The sequence below is a fragment of the Escherichia sp. MOD1-EC6475 genome, from assembly GCF_003046645.1.
Taxonomy (GTDB): Bacteria; Pseudomonadota; Gammaproteobacteria; order Enterobacterales; family Enterobacteriaceae; genus Escherichia; species Escherichia ruysiae.
Genome location: NZ_PZKQ01000052.1, coordinates 86,051 through 108,745, shown reverse-complemented (window position 1 = coordinate 108,745; position 22,695 = coordinate 86,051). Strand labels below are relative to the sequence as shown.

The 22,695-nt window shown below is 51.9% G+C and carries 24 protein-coding genes and 2 pseudogenes; 11 read left to right on the top strand and 15 right to left on the bottom strand.

Annotated features, from left to right (window positions below; translation table 11 throughout):
• The 3 genes from A7589_RS17010 to A7589_RS16995 form a co-directional block, all read left to right on the top strand.
• The coding region (locus tag A7589_RS17010; protein ID WP_021514769.1) for an IS1 family transposase at positions 1 to 138 on the top strand (138 nt) is incomplete at its 5' end.
• 40 nt (positions 139 to 178) lie between these two features.
• Complete coding sequence (gene ansB / locus A7589_RS17000) at positions 179 to 1,225, top strand: L-asparaginase 2 (RefSeq protein WP_000394132.1); 1,047 nt, start codon at positions 179 to 181, stop codon at positions 1,223 to 1,225.
• Between the two features lie 116 nt (positions 1,226 to 1,341).
• The gene (locus A7589_RS16995; protein WP_000745198.1) at positions 1,342 to 2,349 is read left to right on the top strand and encodes a DUF1202 family protein; all 1,008 of its coding nucleotides are present in this window, start codon (positions 1,342 to 1,344) and stop codon (positions 2,347 to 2,349) included.
• Between the two features lie 64 nt (positions 2,350 to 2,413).
• Here A7589_RS16995 and hemW read toward each other — a convergent pair whose 3' ends face one another.
• The 5 genes from hemW to yggS are packed head-to-tail and all read right to left on the bottom strand — an operon-like array spanning position 2,414 to position 5,719.
• Complete coding sequence (gene hemW, locus A7589_RS16990) at positions 2,414 to 3,550, bottom strand: radical SAM family heme chaperone HemW (protein WP_000239985.1); 1,137 nt, start codon at positions 3,548 to 3,550, stop codon at positions 2,414 to 2,416.
• On the bottom strand, positions 3,543 to 4,136 hold the full coding sequence (locus tag A7589_RS16985; RefSeq protein ID WP_001174759.1) for an XTP/dITP diphosphatase: 594 nt from the start codon (positions 4,134 to 4,136) through the stop codon (positions 3,543 to 3,545). The genes hemW and A7589_RS16985 overlap by 8 nt, the downstream gene beginning before the upstream one ends.
• A 7-nt stretch (positions 4,137 to 4,143) precedes the next feature.
• The gene (gene yggU, locus A7589_RS16980) at positions 4,144 to 4,434 is read right to left on the bottom strand and encodes a DUF167 family protein YggU (protein ID WP_001277222.1); all 291 of its coding nucleotides are present in this window, start codon (positions 4,432 to 4,434) and stop codon (positions 4,144 to 4,146) included.
• Positions 4,431 to 4,997 (bottom strand): osmotic shock tolerance protein YggT, encoded by a 567-nt coding sequence (yggT, locus tag A7589_RS16975; protein WP_001094831.1) that lies wholly within the window; start codon positions 4,995 to 4,997, stop codon positions 4,431 to 4,433. The genes yggU and yggT overlap by 4 nt, the downstream gene beginning before the upstream one ends.
• A 17-nt stretch (positions 4,998 to 5,014) precedes the next feature.
• On the bottom strand, positions 5,015 to 5,719 hold the full coding sequence (yggS, locus tag A7589_RS16970; protein ID WP_010354533.1) for a pyridoxal phosphate homeostasis protein: 705 nt from the start codon (positions 5,717 to 5,719) through the stop codon (positions 5,015 to 5,017).
• Positions 5,720 to 5,736: 17 nt separating this feature from the next.
• Here yggS and A7589_RS16965 point away from each other — a divergent pair, with 17 nt between their 5' ends.
• Complete coding sequence (locus A7589_RS16965) at positions 5,737 to 6,717, top strand: PilT/PilU family type 4a pilus ATPase (RefSeq protein ID WP_010354531.1); 981 nt, start codon at positions 5,737 to 5,739, stop codon at positions 6,715 to 6,717.
• A gap of 207 nt (positions 6,718 to 6,924) precedes the next feature.
• On the opposite strand, the gene ruvX is transcribed toward A7589_RS16965, so the two are convergent.
• From ruvX to metK, 8 genes are all read right to left on the bottom strand, one after another.
• Entirely contained in the window at positions 6,925 to 7,341 is a 417-nt protein-coding gene (gene ruvX / locus A7589_RS16960) for a Holliday junction resolvase RuvX (RefSeq protein ID WP_000017111.1), read from the bottom strand.
• Positions 7,341 to 7,904, bottom strand: a complete 564-nt coding sequence (locus A7589_RS16955; protein WP_010354528.1) for a YqgE/AlgH family protein — start codon at positions 7,902 to 7,904, stop codon at positions 7,341 to 7,343. The genes ruvX and A7589_RS16955 overlap by 1 nt, the downstream gene beginning before the upstream one ends.
• Positions 7,905 to 8,012: 108 nt before the next feature.
• Positions 8,013 to 8,963: a glutathione synthase gene (gene gshB / locus A7589_RS16950; RefSeq protein WP_000593296.1), complete on the bottom strand. Its 951-nt coding sequence runs from the start codon at positions 8,961 to 8,963 to the stop codon at positions 8,013 to 8,015.
• A 12-nt stretch (positions 8,964 to 8,975) separates the two neighbouring features.
• Entirely contained in the window at positions 8,976 to 9,707 is a 732-nt protein-coding gene (gene rsmE, locus A7589_RS16945; RefSeq protein WP_010354526.1) for a 16S rRNA (uracil(1498)-N(3))-methyltransferase, read from the bottom strand.
• A 79-nt stretch (positions 9,708 to 9,786) separates the two neighbouring features.
• Complete coding sequence (endA, locus tag A7589_RS16940; RefSeq protein WP_000286194.1) at positions 9,787 to 10,494, bottom strand: deoxyribonuclease I; 708 nt, start codon at positions 10,492 to 10,494, stop codon at positions 9,787 to 9,789.
• Between the two features lie 94 nt (positions 10,495 to 10,588).
• Positions 10,589 to 11,086 carry a SprT family zinc-dependent metalloprotease gene (locus tag A7589_RS16935; protein WP_000858392.1) on the bottom strand — a complete coding sequence of 166 codons (498 nt, stop codon included), beginning with the start codon at positions 11,084 to 11,086 and terminating at the stop codon, positions 10,589 to 10,591.
• Positions 11,087 to 11,162: 76 nt separating this feature from the next.
• Entirely contained in the window at positions 11,163 to 12,557 is a 1,395-nt protein-coding gene (galP, locus tag A7589_RS16930; RefSeq protein ID WP_001112301.1) for a galactose/proton symporter, read from the bottom strand.
• A 470-nt stretch (positions 12,558 to 13,027) separates the two neighbouring features.
• Entirely contained in the window at positions 13,028 to 14,182 is a 1,155-nt protein-coding gene (metK, locus tag A7589_RS16925; RefSeq protein WP_001062128.1) for a methionine adenosyltransferase, read from the bottom strand.
• A 55-nt stretch (positions 14,183 to 14,237) separates the two neighbouring features.
• Here metK and A7589_RS23530 point away from each other — a divergent pair.
• From A7589_RS23530 to speB, 6 genes and pseudogenes are all read left to right on the top strand, one after another.
• Positions 14,238 to 14,489: pseudogene (locus A7589_RS23530) on the top strand (hypothetical protein).
• 110 nt (positions 14,490 to 14,599) lie between these two features.
• Positions 14,600 to 14,743: a small protein YqgG gene (gene yqgG, locus A7589_RS23525; protein ID WP_272941840.1), complete on the top strand. Its 144-nt coding sequence runs from the start codon at positions 14,600 to 14,602 to the stop codon at positions 14,741 to 14,743.
• A gap of 94 nt (positions 14,744 to 14,837) precedes the next feature.
• Positions 14,838 to 14,969 carry an acid stress response protein YqgB gene (yqgB, locus tag A7589_RS16910; RefSeq protein WP_001338822.1) on the top strand — a complete coding sequence of 44 codons (132 nt, stop codon included), beginning with the start codon at positions 14,838 to 14,840 and terminating at the stop codon, positions 14,967 to 14,969.
• 8 nt (positions 14,970 to 14,977) lie between these two features.
• Positions 14,978 to 16,954, top strand: coding sequence for a biosynthetic arginine decarboxylase (gene speA, locus A7589_RS16905; protein WP_010347927.1), 1,977 nt, complete (start codon positions 14,978 to 14,980; stop codon positions 16,952 to 16,954).
• 143 nt (positions 16,955 to 17,097) lie between these two features.
• On the top strand, positions 17,098 to 17,829 hold the full coding sequence (locus tag A7589_RS16900; protein WP_105282889.1) for a hypothetical protein: 732 nt from the start codon (positions 17,098 to 17,100) through the stop codon (positions 17,827 to 17,829).
• Positions 17,830 to 17,964: 135 nt separating this feature from the next.
• Positions 17,965 to 18,885 carry an agmatinase gene (gene speB, locus A7589_RS16895; protein ID WP_000105566.1) on the top strand — a complete coding sequence of 307 codons (921 nt, stop codon included), beginning with the start codon at positions 17,965 to 17,967 and terminating at the stop codon, positions 18,883 to 18,885.
• A gap of 149 nt (positions 18,886 to 19,034) precedes the next feature.
• Here the strand turns inward: speB and loiP are convergent, their stop codons facing one another.
• Positions 19,035 to 19,793, bottom strand: a complete 759-nt coding sequence (loiP, locus tag A7589_RS16890; protein ID WP_010350362.1) for a metalloprotease LoiP — start codon at positions 19,791 to 19,793, stop codon at positions 19,035 to 19,037.
• Positions 19,794 to 20,070: 277 nt separating this feature from the next.
• Between loiP and tkt the strand changes: the two genes are divergently transcribed.
• A complete protein-coding gene (tkt, locus tag A7589_RS16885) occupies positions 20,071 to 22,062 on the top strand; it encodes a transketolase (protein WP_000098617.1) in 1,992 nt (663 codons plus the stop codon).
• Between the two features lie 216 nt (positions 22,063 to 22,278).
• On the opposite strand, the pseudogene A7589_RS16880 reads toward tkt, so the two are convergent.
• Positions 22,279 to 22,593, bottom strand: a pseudogene (locus A7589_RS16880) (SPFH domain-containing protein); the annotation flags it as partial.
• Positions 22,594 to 22,695: the final 102 nt, after the last annotated feature.

Genomic DNA, 22,695 nt, shown 5'->3' with positions numbered 1-22,695 from the left:
CAGCGAATTGAGCGGCATAACCTGAATCTGAGGCAGCACCTGGCACGGCTGGGACGGAAGTCGCTGTCGTTCTCAAAATCGGTGGAGCTGCATGACAAAGTCATCGGGCATTATCTGAACATAAAACACTATCAATAAGTTGGAGTCATTACCGCGTTCACGTAACTGGAGGAATGAAATGGAGTTTTTCAAAAAGACGGCACTTGCCGCACTGGTTATGGGTTTTAGTGGTGCAGCATTAGCATTACCGAATATCACCATTCTAGCGACCGGCGGGACGATTGCCGGCGGTGGTGACTCCGCAACCAAATCTAACTACACAGCGGGTAAAGTTGGCGTAGAAAATCTGGTCAATGCGGTGCCGCAACTGAAGGACATTGCGAACGTTAAAGGCGAGCAGGTAGTTAATATCGGCTCCCAGGACATGAATGACAATGTCTGGCTGACGCTGGCGAAAAAAATTAACACCGACTGCGATAAAACTGATGGCTTCGTTATTACCCACGGTACTGACACGATGGAAGAAACCGCTTACTTCCTCGACCTGACCGTGAAATGTGACAAGCCAGTGGTGATGGTAGGCGCAATGCGCCCGTCCACTTCCATGAGCGCAGACGGTCCATTTAATCTGTATAACGCGGTAGTGACCGCAGCCGATAAAGCCTCCGCCAACCGTGGTGTGCTGGTGGTGATGAACGACACCGTGCTTGATGGTCGTGACGTCACCAAAACTAATACCACCGATGTAGCGACCTTCAAGTCTGTTAACTACGGTCCGTTGGGTTACATTCACAACGGTAAGATTGACTACCAGCGTACTCCGGCACGTAAGCACACCAGCGACACGCCGTTCGATGTCTCTAAGCTAAATGAACTGCCGAAAGTCGGCATCGTTTATAACTACGCCAACGCATCCGATCTTCCGGCAAAAGCACTGGTAGATGCAGGCTACGACGGTATCGTTAGCGCCGGTGTGGGTAACGGCAATCTGTATAAAACCGTGTTCGACACCCTGGCGACCGCTGCGAAAAACGGCACTGCGGTAGTTCGTTCTTCCCGCGTACCGACGGGCGCAACCACTCAGGATGCCGAAGTGGATGATGCAAAATACGGTTTCGTCGCTTCTGGCACGCTGAACCCGCAAAAAGCGCGCGTTCTGCTGCAACTGGCACTGACGCAAACTAAAGATCCACAGCAGATCCAGCAGATTTTCAATCAGTACTAATCGCCTCGCCCCGGTATCGTGCCGGGGCTTTTTCACTTCAGACTCACGTCCATTGCCAATTGTTATTACCCTGATGATAATCACTGGAATAAATTATTCCTCGCGAGGGTTTTCTGGTGAAAAAGCAATGGATTGTAGGCACGGCGCTGTTTGTGTTGATGTCTGGTAATGGCTGGGCCGATGGCGAACCGCCAACTGAAAATGTCTTAAAAGAACAATTCAACAAGCAGTATCACGGTATTCTCAAGCTTGATGCCATCAGTTTAAAAAACCTTGATGCGAAAGGTAATCAGGCCACCTGGTCAGCGGAAGGCGATGTTTCTTCCAGTGATGATCTCTATACCTGGGTTGGTCAACTGGCAGACTACCAACTACTGGAACAGACCTGGACGAAAGATAAGCCCGTAAAATTTTCGGCGATGTTAACCAGTAAAGGAACACCTGCGTCTGGCTGGACGGTGAGCTTTTACTCTTTTCAGGCAGCAGCCAGCGATCGTGGGCGGGTGGTCGACGATATCAAAACGAATAATAAGTATCTGATCGTGAATAGCGAAGATTTCAATTATCGCTTTAGTCAGCTTGAGTCAGCGTTGAATACCCAGAAGAGCTCGATTCCTGCGCTGGAAAAGGAAGTGAAAGAGCTTGATAAGCAAATGGCGGCGGCGCAGAAAGCAGCGGATGCATATTGGGGAAAAGATGCAAACGGCAAGCAAATGACCCGCGAAGACGCCTTCAAAAAAATACACCAACAGCGTGATGAGTTTAATAAACAGAATGATAGCGAGGCGTTCGCGGTTAAATATGACAAAGAGGTTTATCAACCGGCGATTGCGGCATGTCATAAACAAAGCGAAGAGTGTTATGAAGTGCCGATTCAGCAGAAACGGGATTTCGATATCAACGAACAGCGGCGACAGACCTTTCTGCAATCACAAAAACTTAGCCGTAAATTGCAGGATGACTGGATAACGCTCGAGAAAGGGCAATATCCGTTAACGATGAAGGTTTCAGAAATAAACAGTAAAAAAGTCGCGATATTAATGAAGATTGACGATATCAACCAGGCGAGCGATTGCTGGAAAAAAGATACCGAAGAATTACGGCGTAATGGGGTGATTAAGTAATTTCTGCGATGACGCATGACTTGTAGTCGGATGCTGCGTTCACGCCGTATCCGGCTACACAAATTTACTCCGCCAGAAAAAGCTCCAGCAGCGAATTTAAAAACAACTTCCCATGTTCCGTTATCTGCCAGTAATCTGCACACTCAGTGAGATAACCCTGAGCGATAGCCTCGTCTAACTGTGGACGTATCACCTCTTCAGAAAGACCTGTGTACTGGCTAAACTCCATGCGCGGTGCGGCTTCCAGCAAACGGAAGCGATTCATAAAGAACTCGAATGGCTTATCTGCGGTTTCAACATCGCGCTGGCTTTCCAGATACCTTCCCTGCATAAAACCACGCGGATGACGCGTTTTGGTGGTACGCAGAATGCGCCCATCCGGGAAGGTCACTTTGCCGTGCGCGCCGCAGCCGATGCCGATGTAGTCACCAAATCGCCAGTAGTTAAGATTATGCTGGCACTGATAACCCGGTTTGGCATAAGCGGAGGTTTCATATTGCTGATAACCCGCTGCGGTTAATAACAGATGCCCCTGTTCGAAAATATCCCACAGCGCGTCGTCGTCCGGCAGTACCGGCGGGCGTGAACCAAACAGCGTATTAGGTTCGATGGTCAGTTGATACCAGGAAAGATGCGGCGGATTCAGTTCAATAGCCTGGCGCAGATCGCCAAGCGCCTCTTCCAGCGATTGATCCGGCAGCCCATGCATTAAATCAAGGTTAAAGCTACGCAGCCCCAGCTCGCTTGCCAGTTTTGCAGCACGCTTCGCTTCTTGCGGGCCATGAATACGTCCCAGCCGTTTCAGCTTTTCTTCGCTAAAGCTCTGTACACCAATGGAAATGCGGTTCACGCCAGCACGCTGGTAATCGACAAAGCGATCGGCTTCTACCGTGCCGGGGTTCGCTTCCATGGTAATTTCTGCATCCGCTGCCAGTGGCAAACGTGCGCGCACACCGTCCAGCAGCGTTTGCATCGCCGGGCCGGAAAGCAGGCTCGGCGTACCACCGCCAATAAAGATTGTCTTTACCTCACGAGCCTGGGCGTAAGCGACATCGTTGTCCAGATCGCTAAGCAGATGCTGAACATAATCGTCGTGCGGCACTTCCCCTTTCAACGCGTGAGAGTTGAAATCGCAGTACGGGCATTTCTGCACGCACCACGGGATGTGAATGTAGAGACTCAGCGGCGGTAATTTAACCATTACGTAAAGCGTCCAGCAGCAGTTTCAATGCCTGACCACGATGGGAAATGGCGCTCTTTTCTTCGCGGGTCAGTTCGGCAGCGGTTTTACCTTCGGAAGGCACAAAGAAAATCGGATCATAACCAAAGCCACCAGTACCGGCTGGTTCACGGGTAATCACGCCCGGCCAGCTGCCGTGGCACACCAGCGGAGTGGGATCTTCCGCGTGACGCAGATACACCAGCACACAGTGGAAGCGAGCCTGACGTTGGTCGTCCGGTACGTCTTTCAGTGTTTCCAGCAGTTTTTGCAGATTCTTTTGATCGGTCGCGTCTTCACCAGAATAACGCGCGGAGTAAATCCCTGGTGCGCCGCCAAGTACATCTACCGCCAGACCGGAGTCGTCGGCAATCGCTGGTAAACCGGTCGCTTTTGCCGCGTGGCGCGCTTTCAGAATCGCGTTTTCGATAAAGGTCAGGCCGGTTTCTTCAGCGGAATCAACGCCAAGTTCCGTCTGAGCCACAATATCAAGACCGAAGTCGCTAAGCAGCGACGCCAGCTCACGCACTTTACCGGCATTGCCGGTTGCGAGGACAACTTTTTGCATAGGATACCTAATTAATTAACGCCGCGATTTCTGGCGGGATTTGTTGCGGATTAATGATTTTAATTTGTTTGTGGCGGCCAAGTTCGCCTTTTTCAATCACCACCTGGCTTTTGGCTACCCGGAATTGCTTACCGAGAAACTTCACCAGATGGCTGTTGGCCTGACCGTCAACCGGCGGCGCGGTAATGGCGACTTTTACCTCGTCGCCATGTAAACCGACAATAGAATCACGGCTGGCTTTCGGCTGAATATAGAGCCGCAAAACCAGGCCGTCATCGTTAACTGTTACGGCACTCATAACGCCATCCACAGCCCCGGCAGCAGCATGTTTCCTGTCGCCTGTAATACTTCTGCGACACCCATATTGATGACATACAGCAGCAGAACGAGGATCATCGGCGAGAAATCAATCCCACCCATTGCCGGCAGCAGGCGGCGAATCGGGCGCAGCAGCGGATCGGCAAGCTGAATCAGCACGTATTCAATCGGGCTACGACCCTGGCTTACCCAGCTCATAATCGCCATCACCAGCAGTACCCAGAAAATCAGCAGGCCGATGGTTTTCAGCAGAATTAATAAACCGGCAATCCAGATGATTGGCAGGAAGGTCACCACTTTAAACAGCACAATGGCTTTGATGAAACTGAGAATATAGGCAACCAGAAGCGAGGCGCTGTCAATTGGCCCCATTGCCGGAATAACGCGGCGCAGTGGCCCGATAATTGGCTGTGTCACTTTCACCACAAACTGTGAGAAAGGGTTGTAAAAATCACAATGAGCCCACTGCATCCAGATGCGTAATAACAGCACCATGGTATACAGCTCAATGACCGTTGAAAGCAGGAAAGTCAACGTATTCATGGCGTTCCTTTAATTCCTTATTTTTTAGAGTAATCACGCGCACCAAAGATGGCTGTGCCGATGCGAACCATTGTGCTACCTGCCGCAATGGCGGCTTCCATATCGTCCGACATCCCCAGAGAGAGCGTATCGACATGCGGGTAGCGCGTTTTCAGTCCGGCAAATGCTACAGCCATTTGGCGTGCAACTTCAAACTGCCTTACATATTCTGACTCAGGCGCCGGGATAGCCATCAGCCCGCGCAGGCGTAGACGCGGTAGTTCAGCGACCGCAGCCGCCAGTTCGTCCAGTTCTGCCAGTTGAATCCCGGACTTACTGTTTTCATCACTAATATTAATTTGAATCAGTACGTTAAGAGGTGGAAGTTCTGCCGGTCGCTGGTCGTTCAGGCGGGTAGCGATACGTAAACGGTCGATGGTATGACACCAGTCGAAATGCTCTGCCACCAGGCGACTTTTGTTGGACTGTAGCGGACCAATAAAATGCCATTCTAATCCTGTTACGCCCAGTTCCTGAAAGTGGCAAATTTTATCTACCCCTTCCTGAACGTAGTTTTCACCAAATTGACGCTGCCCGGCGTCGATGGCTTCTGCGATGGCGCTCGCAGGTTTTGTTTTACTGACTGCAAGCAGCGTAATTTCTTCTGGAGAACGGCCGCAACGCGTTGCAGCCGCTGAGATTTTGTCCCGGACCTGTGCCAGGTTATGCGCAATATCGTTCATTTTCCGAGGATCTTAGTATGAATATGGAAGAAATTGTGGCCCTTAGTGTAAAGCATAACGTCTCGGATCTACACCTGTGCAGCGCCTGGCCCGCACGATGGCGCATTCGCGGCAGAATGGAAGCTGCACCGTTTGACGCGCCGGACGTGGAAGAGCTACTGCGGGAGTGGCTGGATGACGAGCAGAGGGCGATATTGCTTGAAAATGGTCAGCTTGATTTTGCCGTATCGCTGGCGGAAAACCAGCGGTTGCGCGGCAGTGCGTTCGCGCAACGGCAAGGCATTTCTCTGGCGTTACGGTTGTTACCTTCGTACTGCCCGCAGCTCGAACAGCTTGGTGCGCCACCGGTATTGCCGGAATTACTCAAGAGCGAGAATGGCCTGATTCTGGTGACGGGGGCGACGGGGAGTGGCAAATCTACCACGCTGGCGGCGATGGTTGGCTATCTTAATCAACATGCCGATGCGCATATTCTGACGCTGGAAGATCCTGTTGAATATCTCTATGCCAGCCAACGATGTTTGATCCAGCAGCGAGAAATCGGTTTGCACTGTATGACGTTCGCATCGGGATTGCGTGCCGCATTGCGGGAAGATCCCGATGTGATATTGCTCGGAGAGCTGCGTGACAGCGAGACAATACGTCTGGCGCTGACGGCGGCAGAAACCGGACATCTGGTGCTGGCGACCTTACATACGCGCGGTGCGGCGCAGGCCGTTGAGCGGCTGGTGGATTCATTTCCGGCGCAGGAAAAAGATCCCGTGCGTAATCAACTGGCGGGGAGTTTACGGGCGGTGTTGTCACAAAAGCTGGAAGTGGATAAGCAGGAAGGGCGCGTGGCGCTGTTTGAATTATTGATTAACACGCCAGCGGTGGGGAATTTGATTCGCGAAGGGAAAACCCACCAGTTGCCGCATGTTATTCAAACCGGGCAGCAGGTGGGGATGATAACGTTTCAGCAGAGTTATCAGCAGCGGGTGGGGGAAGGGCGTTTGTGAGGCGAAATTGGTTGATTAGCTTCGTAAATATGCCTGATTTGCTACGCTTATCAGGCATACAAACGCAGCATCCAGCAATAAACGTCTGATGCGACGCTAACGCGTCTTATCAGACCTACGGCCGTTGCCACATGTAGGCGGATAAGGCGTTTACGCCGCATCCGGCAAGATGACGGTAATGACAATTCGCCAGGCTTATAAATCGCCTTAATAACCCTGCTCGAAATAACTTTCGAGAATGATAACCGCAGAGGCAGAGTCGACTTTACCTTTGTTGAGCGCCCGGTAACCACCTTGTTCAAAAAGCCCGGAACGCGCTTCTACGGTGCTAAGACGCTCGTCATGTAGCTTTACTTCAACACCGAAACGACCATGAATACGGTTGGCGAATTTACGCGCCCTGGCGGTTAATGGCTGTTCGGTGCCGTCCATATTCAGCGGCAAACCGACGATGATTTCGTCCGGCTGCCACTCTTTCAGTAAACGTTCAATAAGGTTCCAGTCCGGCGTACCGTCCTGCGCTTTAATTGCAGGCAAAGGGCGAGCGGTGCCGGTAATACGTTGACCTACCGCCACGCCAATGCTTTTAGTGCCGAAATCGAAGGCGAGTAAGGTTCCGCTCATCAGGCGTGCCCCGCCACACCTGGCATAGTGAGAATATCAACACCAATCAGTCTTGCCGCATCGCGCCAGCGGTCGGCAATCGGCGTTTTGAACAGAATATTCAGATCTGCCGGGGCGGTTAGCCAGGCGTTGTCGAGAATCTCTTGTTCCAGCTGGCCTTTATCCCAGGAGGCGTAACCCAGCGCCACCAATACGTCAGACGGTTGTTTATCGGTGCCGAGCGTTTCAAGTACATCACGGGAGGTGGTCATCACCGTGTTGTCTGAAATGCGAATACTGGAAGCAAAATTTGATGGTGGAGTATGCAAAATAAACCCGCGATCTTCAGCCAGCGGGCCGCCAAGCATAACCGGTTTGTCCAGACGGATTGATTCATCACGCGGCTCCGGCGTGATCTTCAGCTTTTCCAGAATCCCTTCAATTTTGAGATTTTCCAGTGGCTTGTTGACGATGATCCCCATTGCGCCATTGGTATTATGTTCGCAAATGTAGACCACGGAACGACGAAAAATCGGATCCTGGAGAGCAGGCATGGCAATAAGAAAGTGATGCTGTAAATTCATTGTCAGAGGTTCTGTTTCCTGGTTCAAAAAAGCAACAGCGCCCAGTATGCGTGGAAAGAAGGGCGCTGTCACTCAGAGTCTCAACGAGATCCCTCTCGTTAAACTGGGTTATTGCTGCTGTAAACGTGCTTCGATGGCATCCATTAACATTCCGGTGATCGAGACCGGAAACTCTGCTTCAATCTCACGAATACAGGTTGGGCTGGTGACGTTAATTTCAGTCAGACGGTCGCCGATAATATCCAGGCCAACAAAGATAAGCCCTTTTTCTTTCAGCGTCGGCCCGACCTGGCGTGCGATTTTCCAGTCACTTTCAGTTAGCGGACGAGGTTCGCCACGACCACCGGCAGCCAGATTGCCACGGGTTTCGCCACCTTGTGGAATACGTGCCAGACAGTACGGCACCGGCTCGCCATCGACGACCAGCACGCGCTTGTCGCCATCTTTAATGGCAGGCAGATAATTCTGCGCCATGCAGTAGCGCGTGCCGTGTTCGGTCAGGGTTTCGGCTATTACGCCGAGGTTCGGATCGCCTTCTTTCACCCGGAAAATAGACGCGCCGCCCATACCGTCCAGCGGCTTAAGGATAATGTCGGTGTGTTTTTCCCAGAACGCTTTCAACTGTGCTTTATTGCGCGTGACCAGCGTTTCCGGTGTTAAGTCAGAGAACCAGGCGGTAAACAGTTTTTCGTTACAGTCGCGCAGGCTCTGCGGCTTGTTAACGATCAGCGTACCTTTCTCTTCGGCACGTTCCAGAATATAAGTGGCGTAGATAAACTCGGTATCAAACGGCGGATCTTTACGCATCAGGATCACGTCGAGATCGGCCAGTGGCAGATCCTGCTCTCCTGTAAACTCGTACCATTGATCGTAGTTTTGTTCAACGCTCAGAGTACGCGTATGAGCACGGGCTTCACCGTTAATCAAATAGAGATCGGCCATCTCCATATAGTGAAGTTCGTAACCACGACGTTGTGCTTCCAGCAACATAGCGAAGCTGGAATCTTTCTTGATGTTGATGCTTGCGATGGGGTCCATCACGATGCCGAGCTTGATCATTATTCTTCTCCGTTAGCCCAGATCGCCAAAACGTACTTGTAGCGCAGTTATGGCGGTGAGCGCAGTTGTCTCTGTACGCAAAACGCGAGGTCCCAACAGGATATCAGTAAATTGATAGCGGGCAGTCATGGCAATTTCATCTGCCGACAAACCGCCTTCCGGGCCAATCAGCAGGCGGATGCGTTCGACCGGCAACGGCAACGTGTTGATGCTGTTACTGGCGCGCGGGTGAAGATTGAGTTTCAAGCCTTCATCTTGCTCTGCACACCAGGCTTCCAGATCCATCGCCGGACGGATTTCTGGCACCCGATTACGACCACACTGCTCGCAGGCGGCAATCGCAATTTTCTGCCACTGCTGGAGCTTCTTGTTCAGACGTTCGCTATCCAGTTTAACGCCGCAGCGTTCAGAAAAAAGTGGCGTAATGAGGCTTACTCCAAGTTCGATCGATTTCTGGATAGTAAATTCCATTTTTTCACCGCGCGACATCACCTGACCGAGATGAATATGCAACGGGGATTCACGATCGTCGAGCTGACCTTCCAGCACTTTTACTTCCACGCTTTTTTTGCTGGCGCTGGTAATCTCTGCATCAAAGACCTGGTTGCTGCCGTCAAACAATTGCAACGCCTGTCCAGGTCCCATACGCAGCACACGTCCGATATGGTTGGCTGCATCTTCGCAAAGCGCAATGTGAGAGTTGCTGATAAGTGGTTCTGGATGATAAATGCGGGGGATACGCATGGTTAAAAATCCGCGTCGTCTCCCCACGCGGTTGTCCGCGTGGGGTAGGGGTTAACAAAAAGAATCCCGCTAGTGTAGGTTAGCTCTTTCGCGCCTGGCAAGCGCGTTGCACATACGGGTTATGATTGCCTTGCATCTTCGCAATACGTTCGTCGCGCTCGCACTCCCAATCGGTCACCGGATACATCTTGTTCCAGGCGTTAAAAAGCTGCGTTTGTTGGCGTGAGAGTGTCAGGTTGTACTGGTCGCGCATGTAGAAGTAAATCCGCGCAATGGAGCCACGGGCATGAGCTGGCGGTTCAGCCACTTTTTCTTTGAAATCCACCTTCATGGCGCACTGCCCGTACTGCCCTTCGCCGCCGTTCCACTGACTATACATAAAATTGCCGCGATCGCCGTTCACTTCGCCTATTGCGGGCTGAAGGTTATGCATATCGCTTTCCATTTGGCGATAAACCGGATCTTTGGCGCAGTTTTTACGACCGCCTTCCTGCCAGCACTGACGCTGGTGGCCGAACTGCCAGGCAGGAACCACATGTTCCCACTCTACGCGGCTAGCGCGGTTTTCATTTTTGCGCACCTGGTATCCGCACGACTCCAGATCCACGATGCCTTTTTTACCCTGCCAGTTGATTTTACATCCGCAGTAAAATGTTCCCGGCACGTCAGCATAGACTTTTACCGCCGCATTTTTCGCCTGGGAAAAACTATTGATGCCTTCGGCCAATGCAGGGCCGGAAAATGCTGCGCTCAGTACCACCGCAGCCACAGACAAATTACGGTACATCACTTACTCCGTGTTAAAACGAGCGAGCAACGTAGCGAAAGTTGTTTTGGTATGCAATCAGCCAGATCAGTAAAATTCCTGATAGTTCTACTGGTTATTGGGCAACCAGTTGTTCACCGCAGTGAACGCAGCGATAGACGGCCTCTCCACGCACCACGCGATTATGGCGGCGTACGGTAAGCTGATGCTCCTGGCATTTACAGCGGTAAGGGAAGGTGTTGCGGCGCACGGATTGTAGCTCAAACTGATGCGTGCGGCGGGCGGGAACGCCCAGCACGTTTTCCATCATCCACTTCCACTCTTTTCCATGCGGCGCCACGCGACCGAAGTGTTTCCAGACCAGTAAATGCGCCAGCTCGTGCGGTACGACTTCTTCTATAAAAGCCTCGCTGTTTTCCATCAGCAAAACCGGATTGAGGCGAATTTCATAGCTGTCCAGCCATGCTGTTCCGGCGGATGTACCACGCTGGGTGTACGAAATTTTTGGCTCCGGGTAATTACGCCCCAGCTTCAGGTTGGCCTGGGCGAGTTTTTCCCGCAGGCGACGCATAACGGCCTGTTGGATGGCGATAGGGAGACGGGAAGTTTTCATAGCGGCTGAGGATAAAGCGAAGAAAAGATGACTGCAAGAGGCGGCTTCCTCCGCGACGGGAGGAAGCCTGAGGAGATTAATCGTGAGCGCCGATTTCGCGCAGTTTACGACCTTTCATCAGATTACGTTCAATATGTTCCAGCGAAACGTGTTTGGTTTCCGGCACCAGCCACAGCGTCAGCAGGATAAACAGCACGTTCAGAGCCGCATACACCCAGAAGGTGTTGGCGTTGCCTAGCGTGTTGAGCATGGTCAGGAACGTTGCGCCGACGATCATGTTGGCAATCCAGTTGGTGGCGGTGGAGCAGGTGATGCCAAAATCGCGGCCTTTCAGCGGCTGAATTTCGGAGCACAGTACCCAAATCAGCGGACCGGCGCTCATCGCAAAACCGACAATAAACATCAGCAACATGGCGATAGCGAAATACTGCGCCGACGGTGAGTGAATACCGATATGCATCATTGTGCCGAGTACGCCCATGCCCGCAGCCATGACGAGGAAACCCAGCGTCAGCGTTGGTTTACGTCCCCAGCGGTCAACAAGGCCGATAGCGATAAAGGTGGCGAGTACGTTGGTCAGGCCGACGATCACCGTCCCCCACATTTGCTCGGTGGTGTTGGTATAACCTGCCAGTTCGAAGATTTTCGGCGCGTAATACATGATGACGTTCATCCCGGTGAATTGCTGCATCACCTGCAACAGTACGCCAAGGAACACCGCACGACGGAAGTTGCTGTTCTCTTTAAACAGCGCCCAACCACTCTGTTTAACCTGCAAACTTTCACGGATTTCATCCAGTTCGCGTTTCGCTTCCGCGCTGGTGTCGCGCAGGCGCAGCAGCACGCGTTCGGCATCAACAAAGCGACGTTTGGCGGCAAACCAACGTGGGCTGTCTGGCAGGAAGAAGACACCAATCAGCAGCAGAATTGCCGGGATGATAATCACACCCAGCATCCAGCGCCATGCGCCAGTGTAGCTGAAGGCGGTATCAGAAAGATAAGCACCGAGGATGCCGATGGTAATCATCAGCTGATACATCGAGATCATACTGCCGCGAATTTTTTCCGGTGCAATTTCAGAGAGGTAAAGCGGCGCGGTATAAGAGGCAACACCCACCGCCAGCCCCAGCAGAACGCGGGAAAGAATCAATACTTCAACGTTCGGCGCAGCCGCAGAAAACAGCGAACCGGCAACAAACAGGATTGCGCCGATCATCAGACTCTTTTTGCGCCCGAGTTTAAAAGAGAGCCAGCCACTGCCTACCGCACCGACTGCCGCACCAAACATCATGGAGCTTACGACCCATTCTTGCGTGTGCGAGGTAATCTGGAATTCATCTGCAATAAACGGCAGTGCGCCAGCAATTACACCGATATCCAGGCCAAAGAGTAATCCTGCCAGAGCGGCAAGGAAGCAGACGAAAAACGTCATTGCCTTGTTTGACCGCCCCTGTTTTTTAGCGTCAGGCATGATGCCCTCCAATATGTTATTTTTTATTGTGAATTAAGATAGGTGAGTACGACGTAAAAAGATGTGAAGCAAATCACATCAGTGTAATCGCTTACACTGGCATTTATAGTAGTTATAATTTAAGTGCATGAAAACAATTGATTTATATCATCATAGATTAAACATAGTTATCTGCAATTAAGACTTTGCTGAAAAGAAATGTAACAGTTATGAAAAATGAATCACAAGATGAAAATACTGTGAATGTTTGCTCTTCGTGGTTGGTGTAATCGGTTTCAGTAATGGTGATAATTTGCGGGTAAACGTGTTCAGCAATGGAAAGTTGCTATCGTGTGGGCGGCTTTTTGCCGGATGCGGCGTGAATAACTACGTTTGGAGTTTGTAGGACTGATAAGCGTAGTGCATCGGGCATTTTTTTAGAAAAGAAAAAGGCCAGCACGAGGCTGGCCTTTGAAAGCAGGGATAAAAGATTATTTCAGACCGGCTGCATCGCGCAGCAGTTGCGCTTTGTCGGTTTTTTCCCATGGGAAATGTTCGCGACCAAAGTGACCGTATGCTGCGGTTTCTTTGTAGATCGGGTGCAGCAGATCCAGCATCTGAATCAGACCGTATGGGCGCAGGTCGAAGAACTCACGTACCAGCAAGGTCAGCTGTTCAGAAGGTACTTTCTCAGTACCGAAAGTTTCGACCATGATGGAGGTCGGTTCTGCCACGCCGATCGCGTAGGAAACCTGAATTTCACAACGATCGGCCAGACCTGCAGCAACGATGTTTTTCGCTACATAACGTGCCGCGTAGGCTGCGGAGCGGTCCACTTTTGATGGATCTTTACCAGAGAATGCGCCGCCACCGTGACGTGCCATGCCGCCGTAAGTATCGACGATGATTTTGCGACCAGTCAGACCGCAGTCACCCATCGGGCCGCCGATAACAAAACGTCCGGTCGGGTTGATGAAGAATTTGGTTGCGGAAGTCAGCCATTCAGCGGGCAGAATCGGCTTGATGATCTCTTCCATCACCGCTTCTTGCAGGGATTTCTGGTCGATCTCTTCAGAATGCTGGGTGGAAAGCACTACAGCATCGATGCCGACGATTTTGCCGTCGTCATACTGGAAAGTAACCTGGCTTTTCGCGTCCGGGCGCAGCCACGGCAGAGTGCCGTTTTTACGCACTTCAGCCTGACGCTGTACCAGACGGTGTGCATAGGTGATTGGTGCTGGCATCAGCACGTCGGTTTCATTGGTTGCGTAACCAAACATCAGACCCTGGTCACCCGCGCCCTGTTCCAGCGGATCGGCACGGTCAACACCCTGGTTGATGTCAGGAGACTGTTTGCCGATGGCGCTCAGAACCGCACAGGAGTTAGCGTCAAAGCCCATGTCGGAATGCACATAGCCAATTTCGCGAACGGTGTTACGGGTGATCTCTTCGATGTCTACCCAGGCGCTGGTGGTGATTTCACCGCCAACTAAGACCATGCCGGTTTTTACGTAGGTTTCGCAAGCAACGCGTGCTTTCGGATCCTGTTCGAGGATCGCATCTAAAACAGCATCAGAGATTTGGTCAGCAATTTTGTCAGGATGCCCTTCAGAGACGGACTCGGACGTAAAAAGGTGTTTTGCCATATTTAATATCACCAAAAGAGAATTTAGTTAGCTCAAACTGTTGTGTGGATTTTCTGTGGTAGCGGATCCTACCACGACTCTGCAGATTAAAAACACTGGCAGTCTGAGTGTTAATCAGTATGGATGGATTAACATCTGGACGGCTATTTTAGGTCACTTCTTCACCCAATTTCCACTTTTTTTTGAATCGTGTCTCATTCTGCTAAAAACGTAGCTGGAAATTTTTCCTGACAATGCTGGCATTCTGCGCATTTATCTTTTGCAATTTTCTGCCATTGTGGGGTATAAAACGCGGCGCGCGGCTTAAATAAAAAGCACACGACGTTTCTTTCGTGTTGCCACTTCCAGCCGGGTTGAAATCAGTGTTTTAGCTTGTTGGTTCGTCTTCGCAGGCGGCCGTGGAGGTGATACGAAATAATGAATCGTTGTCTGCTGCTTAATCTGTCGCACCGTTCTGGTGTAGATTCGTTCCCCGCATTCTGCATCTCTGCATTGCATACCTGCCGATGTTATACCCATCTCGGCGCTTCTCAGGATTCAAGAGCTGGCAACAGTTACTGAAGACTGAACAAGGGCGCTCTTGTAAAAAACAAGAGTTTTCTCGTGGTTTCGCCGAACTGTCACACTTACGTTCGGTTATGTGTTTAATAATGTTATGAAAAAGAAACCGGTTGCGCAGTCGGAGCGTCAGCATACGCTGCTGGAAAATCCGTGTGCTTATGGGTTGTTATCGCAGTTTCAGGCTGCGATAGTGGTTAACTGTTTTACACTTAATAAAATAATTTGAGGTTCGCTATGTCTGACGACATGTCTATGAGTTTGCCTTCGTCAGCGGGCGAACACGGTGTACTACGCTCCATGCAGGAGGTTGCAATGAGCTCCCAGGAAGCCAGCAAGATGCTGCGTACTTACAATATTGCCTGGTGGGGCAATAACTACTATGACGTTAACGAGCTGGGTCACATCAGCGTGTGCCCGGACCCGGACGTCCCGGAAGCTCGCGTCGATCTCGCGCAGTTGGTGAAAACCCGCGAAGCGCAGGGGCAGCGCCTGCCAGCACTGTTCTGCTTCCCGCAGATCCTCCAGCACCGTTTGCGTTCCATTAATGCTGCGTTTAAACGTGCGCGGGAATCCTACGGTTATAACGGTGACTACTTCCTCGTTTATCCGATTAAAGTTAACCAGCATCGCCGCGTGATTGAATCTCTGATTCATTCTGGTGAGCCGCTGGGACTGGAAGCAGGTTCCAAAGCCGAGTTGATGGCGGTGCTGGCTCATGCGGGCATGACCCGTAGCGTCATCGTCTGTAACGGTTATAAAGACCGCGAATATATCCGCCTGGCGCTGATTGGCGAGAAGATGGGCCATAAGGTCTATCTGGTTATTGAGAAGATGTCGGAAATCGCCATTGTGCTGGATGAAGCTGAACGCCTGAACGTTGTTCCGCGTCTGGGTGTGCGTGCGCGTCTGGCCTCACAAGGTTCTGGCAAATGGCAGTCTTCTGGCGGGGAAAAATCGAAGTTCGGTCTGGCTGCAACCCAGGTACTGCAACTGGTTGAAACGCTGCGTGAAGCCGGACGTCTCGACAGCCTGCAACTGCTGCACTTCCACCTCGGTTCGCAGATGGCGAATATTCGCGATATCGCCACCGGCGTTCGGGAATCCGCGCGTTTCTACGTTGAGTTGCACAAGCTGGGCGTCAATATTCAGTGCTTTGACGTCGGCGGCGGCCTGGGCGTGGACTATGAAGGCACCCGTTCACAGTCCGATTGTTCGGTGAACTATGGCCTCAATGAATACGCCAACAACATCATTTGGGCGATTGGCGATGCTTGTGAGGAAAACGGCCTGCCGCATCCGACGGTGATCACCGAATCGGGTCGTGCGGTGACTGCGCATCACACCGTGCTGGTGTCTAATATCATCGGCGTGGAACGTAATGAATACACGGTGCCGACCGCGCCCGCAGAAGATGCGCCGCGCGCACTGCAAAGCATGTGGGAAACCTGGCAGGAAATGCACGAACCGGGGACTCGCCGTTCTCTGCGTGAGTGGCTGCATGACAGCCAGATGGATCTGCACGATATTCATATCGGATACTCTTCCGGCACCTTTAGCCTGCAAGAACGTGCATGGGCGGAACAGCTCTATCTGAGCATGTGCCATGAAGTGCAGAAGCAGCTGGATCCGCAAAACCGCGCTCATCGTCCGATTATCGACGAATTGCAGGAACGTATGGCGGACAAAATGTACGTCAACTTCTCGCTGTTCCAGTCAATGCCGGATGCCTGGGGGATCGACCAGTTGTTCCCGGTTCTGCCGCTTGAAGGGTTGGATCAAGTGCCGGAACGTCGCGCTGTGCTGCTGGATATCACCTGTGACTCTGACGGTGCTATCGACCACTATATCGATGGTGACGGTATTGCCACGACAATGCCTATGCCGGAGTACGATCCGGAGAATCCGCCGATGCTCGGTTTCTTCATGGTCGGTGCCTATCAGGAGATCCTCGGCAACATGCACAACCTGTTCGGTGATACCGAAGCGGTTGATGTGTTCGTCTTCCCTGACGGCAGCGTAGAAGTGGAGCTGTCTGATGAAGGCGATACCGTTGCGGACATGTTGCAATATGTACAGCTCGATCCGAAAACGCTGTTAACCCAGTTCCGTGATCAAGTGAAGAAAACCGATCTGGATGCTGAGCTGCAACAACAGTTCCTGGAAGAGTTCGAGGCAGGTTTGTACGGTTATACCTATCTTGAAGATGAATAATTAAGATTATTCCGCTGGCGGGTCGATTTATTTACGTAAATCGGCTCGCTTTCTTTTTATATATTCTTAAAAATAATTTGGCTGCTTTTCTTATTAAATAATCTCCCTACAATCGCTGTATTAATTAAATAGAGGGAACGGTTATGAAAAAATGGAAAGTACGTAGCGCGTTGGTGGCATTAGTCGTGCTGCTGGCAGGTTGCGCAAGTAATGCGCAGTATAATAGCAGTGCATCGGGCAATGTCGGCACTGCCTGGGGGGGAGATGTGCACTCAACGGTTCAGGGTGTATCTGCTGAACGCGCCTGGCGCGATCCGGCAGAGATGATCGTTATTAATTATTCGACAAATATTCCTTCCGGCTACGACCGTGTTTATAGCATTCGGATTAACGAACTGGAATATGCTATTCGTGATGCGAATTTTAATTCTTTACCTATTACGCGAGTTTATGATTCATCAAATAATGAACCGCGATATATTGTTCATGCCAGAGTGGGGATGAATTATCAATTATATGTCCGTAACTACAGCCGGAACACTAACTACGAGATCGTTGCTACGGTTGATGGCCTGGATGTTCTGAATGGTAAACAAGGTTCGTTGAATAACAATGGCTATATTGTGAACGCTGGTGATTCGTTAGCGATTAAAGGATTCCGCAAAGATAAACATACCGAAGCGGCTTTTCAGTTCGCCAATGTTGCAGATTCCTACGCCGCCAATTCGGCGCAAGGCGATGTGCGTAATACCGGGGTGATCGGCTTTGCCGCCTTTGAATTGCAAGGCTCGGCGAAAAGCGCGCTGCCGCCGTGCTCTGGACAAGCCTTTCCGGCTGACAACAATGGCTATGCGCCGCCACCGTGTCGTAAATAGCAACCTCGCTTGATGCCTCGCCCATTTAAGGCGATAATTAGCGCAAACTTGTGTTTCGCAAATCCAACCCTTCCTCGTCGGGCCTAACGACGCGGAAGGGTTTTTTTATATCGACTTTGTAAGAGGAGTCCATCCATGAGCACCTTAGGGCATCAATACGATAACTCACTGGTTTCCAACGCCTTTGGTTTTTTACGCCTGCCGATGAACTTCCAGCCGTATGACAGCGATGCTGACTGGGTGATTACCGGCGTGCCGTTCGATATGGCCACTTCTGGTCGTGCGGGTGGTCGTCACGGTCCGGCGGCTATCCGTCAGGTATCAACTAACCTGGCCTGGGAACACAACCGTTTCCCGTGGAATTTCGACATGCGTGAGCGCCTGAACGTCGTGGACTGCGGCGATCTGGTATATGCCTTCGGCGATGCTCGTGAGATGAGCGAGAAATTGCAGGCGCACGCAGAGAAACTGCTGGCTGCCGGTAAACGTATGCTCTCCTTCGGTGGTGACCACTTTGTCACGCTGCCACTGCTGCGCGCTCATGCGAAACATTTCGGCAAAATGGCGCTGGTACACTTTGACGCCCACACCGATACCTACGCTAACGGTTGTGAATTTGACCACGGCACGATGTTCTATACCGCGCCGAAAGAAGGTCTGATTGACCCGAATCATTCCGTGCAAATTGGTATTCGTACCGAGTTTGATAAAGACAACGGCTTTACCGTGCTGGACGCCTGCCAGGTGAACGATCGCAGCGTGGATGATGTTATCGCCCAGGTGAAACAGATTGTGGGTGATATGCCGGTTTATCTGACTTTTGATATCGACTGTCTTGATCCAGCATTCGCGCCAGGAACCGGTACGCCAGTGATTGGCGGCCTGACCTCCGATCGCGCCATTAAACTGGTACGCGGCCTGAAAGATCTCAACATCGTTGGGATGGACGTAGTGGAAGTGGCTCCGGCATACGATCAGTCGGAAATCACCGCGCTGGCTGCGGCAACGCTGGCGCTGGAGATGCTCTATATTCAGGCGGCGAAAAAGGGCGAGTAAGCACCTTATCCTGCTTACGCTCATCACCCGTAGGCCGGATAAGATGCGTCAGCATCGCATCCGGCAATGCGCACGGGGTAATACATGTGCCATTCATGTCAGATGCGGCGTGAACGCCTTATCTGACCTACGTTAGGCACCCCCGAACCTTACTTAACCCCATCCGCGCTCATACGATCGCGAATATGCTGGGCGCGTTCGGCGGATGCCGGATGGTCGTCAAACATTGAACTTTGGCGGCCTTCTTCCAGTTTCGCCAGTTTTTCAAAGCTGGTGGCAAGACCTGCCGGGCTGATGCCGCGTTGGCGCAGAAGATCGTAAGAATAATCATCGGCTTCTGCTTCCTGGCGCTGGGAGAATTGCGAATTGACTAATTTCTCGCCCAGATCACCGAGTTGTGATTGTGATAAACTGCCGACAATCCCGCCCGCAGAGGCCGCAGCTACTCGCACGGCATTTGTACCAAGTGCCACCTGCATCCCTTTCTTCACATGGCCTAACGCCACGTGCCCCATTTCGTGACCGATCACCGCCTCGACTTCGTTATCGGTCATCATATCCATCAGGCCGCTATAAACGCGGATACAGCCGTTAGCCATTGCAAAGGCATTCACATCCTTCGCCATATATACTTTGTAGTTCACCGGCTGACCGTTGATATTGTCGCCTAGCGCGTTAGCAATGGTGGTCAGTCGCTTAGCATATTCGCTATTGGCTGGCGCAATCGTCGCCTTGCTGTCCATCTCCTGACAGGCCTGATCGCTCAGGGCTTTCACCTGCGCATCACTCAAACTGTAAGCCTGAAAAGCTTCCGCTCCTGATGAGAGCAGTCCACTGGAGTCCATATTCTGGCAACCGGTCAGTACCGTTGCCACGCTCATTGCTACCAATAAGGCGCGAATTTTCATGTTTTCTCTTCCGCACAAGGTCAGGATTATTCTAAAAATGCGCCGTTTGCAGGTGAATCGACGCTCAGTCTCAGTATAAGGAAAAGCGCAGCGGACGGGCGAGCAGATTGCGCAACATGCGAGCATGATCCAGAGATTTCTGAAGCGGCAAAAGGATGTTCCATGTACATGACGCGCGGCTTGCGGTAAATTGTTGGCAAATTTTCCGGCGTAGCCCAAAACGCGCTGTCGTCAAGTCGTTAAGGGCGTGCCCTTCATCATCCGATCTGGAGTCAAAATGTCCTCACGTAAAGAGCTTGCCAATGCTATTCGTGCGCTGAGCATGGACGCAGTACAGAAAGCCAAATCCGGTCACCCGGGCGCCCCGATGGGTATGGCTGACATTGCCGAAGTCCTGTGGCGTGATTTCCTGAAACACAACCCGCAGAATCCGTCCTGGGCTGACCGTGACCGCTTCGTGCTGTCCAACGGCCACGGCTCCATGCTGATCTACAGCCTGCTGCACCTCACGGGTTACGATCTGCCGATGGAAGAACTGAAAAACTTCCGTCAGCTGCACTCTAAAACTCCGGGCCACCCGGAAGTGGGCTACACCGCAGGTGTAGAAACCACCACTGGTCCGCTGGGGCAGGGTATTGCGAACGCAGTCGGTATGGCGATTGCAGAAAAAACGCTGGCGGCGCAGTTTAACCGTCCGGGCCACGACATTGTCGACCACTACACCTACGCCTTCATGGGCGATGGCTGCATGATGGAAGGCATCTCCCACGAAGTTTGCTCTCTGGCGGGCACGCTGAAGCTGGGCAAACTGATTGCGTTCTACGATGACAACGGTATCTCTATCGATGGTCACGTTGAAGGCTGGTTCACCGACGACACTGCAATGCGTTTCGAAGCCTATGGCTGGCACGTCATTCGCGACATCGATGGTCATGACGCAGCATCTATCAAACGCGCAGTAGAAGAAGCGCGCGCAGTGACTGACAAACCGTCCCTGCTGATGTGCAAAACCATCATCGGTTTCGGTTCGCCGAACAAAGCTGGTACGCACGATTCCCACGGTGCGCCGCTGGGCGACGCTGAAATCGCGTTGACCCGCGAACAGCTGGGCTGGAAATATGCACCGTTCGAAATCCCGTCTGAAATCTATGCTCAGTGGGATGCGAAAGAAGCAGGCCAGGCGAAAGAATCTGCATGGAACGAGAAATTCGCTGCTTATGCGAAAGCTTATCCGCAGGAAGCCGCTGAATTTACCCGTCGTATGAAAGGCGAAATGCCGTCTGACTTCGACGCGAAAGCGAAAGAGTTCATCGCGAAGTTGCAGGCTAATCCGGCGAAAATCGCCAGCCGTAAAGCGTCTCAGAATGCTATCGAAGCGTTTGGTCCGCTGTTGCCGGAATTCCTCGGCGGCTCCGCTGACCTGGCTCCGTCTAACCTGACCCTGTGGTCTGGTTCTAAAGCAATCAACGAAGATGCTGCCGGTAACTACATCCACTACGGTGTTCGCGAGTTCGGTATGACCGCGATTGCTAACGGTATCTCTCTGCATGGTGGCTTCCTGCCGTACACATCCACCTTCCTGATGTTCGTAGAATACGCACGTAATGCGGTACGTATGGCTGCGCTGATGAAACAGCGTCAGGTGATGGTTTACACCCACGACTCCATCGGTCTGGGCGAAGATGGCCCGACTCACCAGCCGGTTGAGCAGGTGGCTTCTCTGCGCGTGACCCCGAACATGTCTACATGGCGTCCGTGTGACCAGGTTGAATCCGCTGTAGCGTGGAAATACGGCGTTGAGCGTCAGGACGGCCCGACCGCGCTGATCCTCTCCCGTCAGAACCTGGCGCAGCAGGAACGTACTGAAGAGCAGCTGGCAAACATCGCGCGCGGTGGTTATGTGCTGAAAGACTGTGCCGGTCAGCCGGAACTGATCTTCATCGCTACCGGTTCTGAAGTTGAGCTGGCTGTCGCTGCCTACGAAAAACTGACTGCTGAAGGCGTAAAAGCGCGCGTGGTTTCCATGCCTTCTACCGACGCATTCGACAAGCAGGATGCGGCTTACCGTGAATCCGTACTGCCGAAAGCGGTTACTGCACGCGTAGCTGTGGAAGCGGGCATTGCTGACTACTGGTACAAGTATGTTGGCCTGAACGGTGCTATCGTCGGCATGACCACCTTCGGTGAGTCTGCACCGGCAGAGCAACTGTTTGAAGAGTTCGGCTTCACCGTTGAAAACGTTGTTGCGAAAGCAAAAGCGTTGCTGTAATCGGTAAGATGCTTTGTGAGAAGGGCCGCGAAAGCGGCCCTTCATATTGTTGGCAAAGTGCGCGTTGTACATGCCGGATGCGGCGTGAACGCCTTATCCGGCCTACGAAATCATGCAAATTCAATAAATTGCAGGAACTGTGTAGGCTGATAAGCGTAGCGCATCAGGCAGTTTAGCCCTTGCCATCAGTTTCAAGAGCCGCAAACGCGGCTCTTTTTACTTGGTTGAGATAAACGGAACAGTACTACCGGGGATCATGGTATCGGGTAATTTGCCATCCCAACGCTCAGCAGTGGTAAGGGCAACAAGACCCGGATTGTCCCGCAGAGCCTCACCGTGCAGGTGGATAGCTTCGGCTTTAGCCGCACCTCTTACGCAATAGTCTCCGCTTTAGCTGCTGTCTGCTTCTGCCTGAGCCTGAGTTACCGCAATTTGCGCCTGGATTTTCTCCGTTTCCAGATTTTGCTTACGTGTGGCAATGGCGACTTCCGCTTTCATTCGATCTTCAATCGACTTCTCATAAGCGTCAGAATTGAGCAAAGCAAGGAATATGCCCCCTCTGATGTGAGGATAACAGTCAACCCCGAATATTAAGAATCTATAAAGAAGGGGCTGTAAGATTTAATTTTATCT

Coding starts and splice junctions, on each gene's coding strand:
- ansB (WP_000394132.1), top strand. CDS start 179: ATGGAGTTTTTCAAAAAGACGGCACTTGCCGCACTGGTTATGGGTTTT.
- hemW (WP_000239985.1), bottom strand. CDS start 3,550: ATGGTTAAATTACCGCCGCTGAGTCTCTACATTCACATCCCGTGGTGC.
- A7589_RS16985 (WP_001174759.1), bottom strand. CDS start 4,136: ATGCAAAAAGTTGTCCTCGCAACCGGCAATGCCGGTAAAGTGCGTGAG.
- yggU (WP_001277222.1), bottom strand. CDS start 4,434: ATGAGTGCCGTAACAGTTAACGATGACGGCCTGGTTTTGCGGCTCTAT.
- yggT (WP_001094831.1), bottom strand. CDS start 4,997: ATGAATACGTTGACTTTCCTGCTTTCAACGGTCATTGAGCTGTATACC.
- yggS (WP_010354533.1), bottom strand. CDS start 5,719: ATGAACGATATTGCGCATAACCTGGCACAGGTCCGGGACAAAATCTCA.
- A7589_RS16965 (WP_010354531.1), top strand. CDS start 5,737: ATGAATATGGAAGAAATTGTGGCCCTTAGTGTAAAGCATAACGTCTCG.
- ruvX (WP_000017111.1), bottom strand. CDS start 7,341: ATGAGCGGAACCTTACTCGCCTTCGATTTCGGCACTAAAAGCATTGGC.
- A7589_RS16955 (WP_010354528.1), bottom strand. CDS start 7,904: ATGAATTTACAGCATCACTTTCTTATTGCCATGCCTGCTCTCCAGGAT.
- gshB (WP_000593296.1), bottom strand. CDS start 8,963: ATGATCAAGCTCGGCATCGTGATGGACCCCATCGCAAGCATCAACATC.
- rsmE (WP_010354526.1), bottom strand. CDS start 9,707: ATGCGTATCCCCCGCATTTATCATCCAGAACCACTTATCAGCAACTCT.
- endA (WP_000286194.1), bottom strand. CDS start 10,494: ATGTACCGTAATTTGTCTGTGGCTGCGGTGGTACTGAGCGCAGCATTT.
- A7589_RS16935 (WP_000858392.1), bottom strand. CDS start 11,086: ATGAAAACTTCCCGTCTCCCTATCGCCATCCAACAGGCCGTTATGCGT.
- galP (WP_001112301.1), bottom strand. CDS start 12,557: ATGCCTGACGCTAAAAAACAGGGGCGGTCAAACAAGGCAATGACGTTT.
- metK (WP_001062128.1), bottom strand. CDS start 14,182: ATGGCAAAACACCTTTTTACGTCCGAGTCCGTCTCTGAAGGGCATCCT.
- yqgG (WP_272941840.1), top strand. CDS start 14,600: ATGAATCGTTGTCTGCTGCTTAATCTGTCGCACCGTTCTGGTGTAGAT.
- yqgB (WP_001338822.1), top strand. CDS start 14,838: ATGAAAAAGAAACCGGTTGCGCAGTCGGAGCGTCAGCATACGCTGCTG.
- speA (WP_010347927.1), top strand. CDS start 14,978: ATGTCTGACGACATGTCTATGAGTTTGCCTTCGTCAGCGGGCGAACAC.
- A7589_RS16900 (WP_105282889.1), top strand. CDS start 17,098: ATGAAAAAATGGAAAGTACGTAGCGCGTTGGTGGCATTAGTCGTGCTG.
- speB (WP_000105566.1), top strand. CDS start 17,965: ATGAGCACCTTAGGGCATCAATACGATAACTCACTGGTTTCCAACGCC.
- loiP (WP_010350362.1), bottom strand. CDS start 19,793: ATGAAAATTCGCGCCTTATTGGTAGCAATGAGCGTGGCAACGGTACTG.
- tkt (WP_000098617.1), top strand. CDS start 20,071: ATGTCCTCACGTAAAGAGCTTGCCAATGCTATTCGTGCGCTGAGCATG.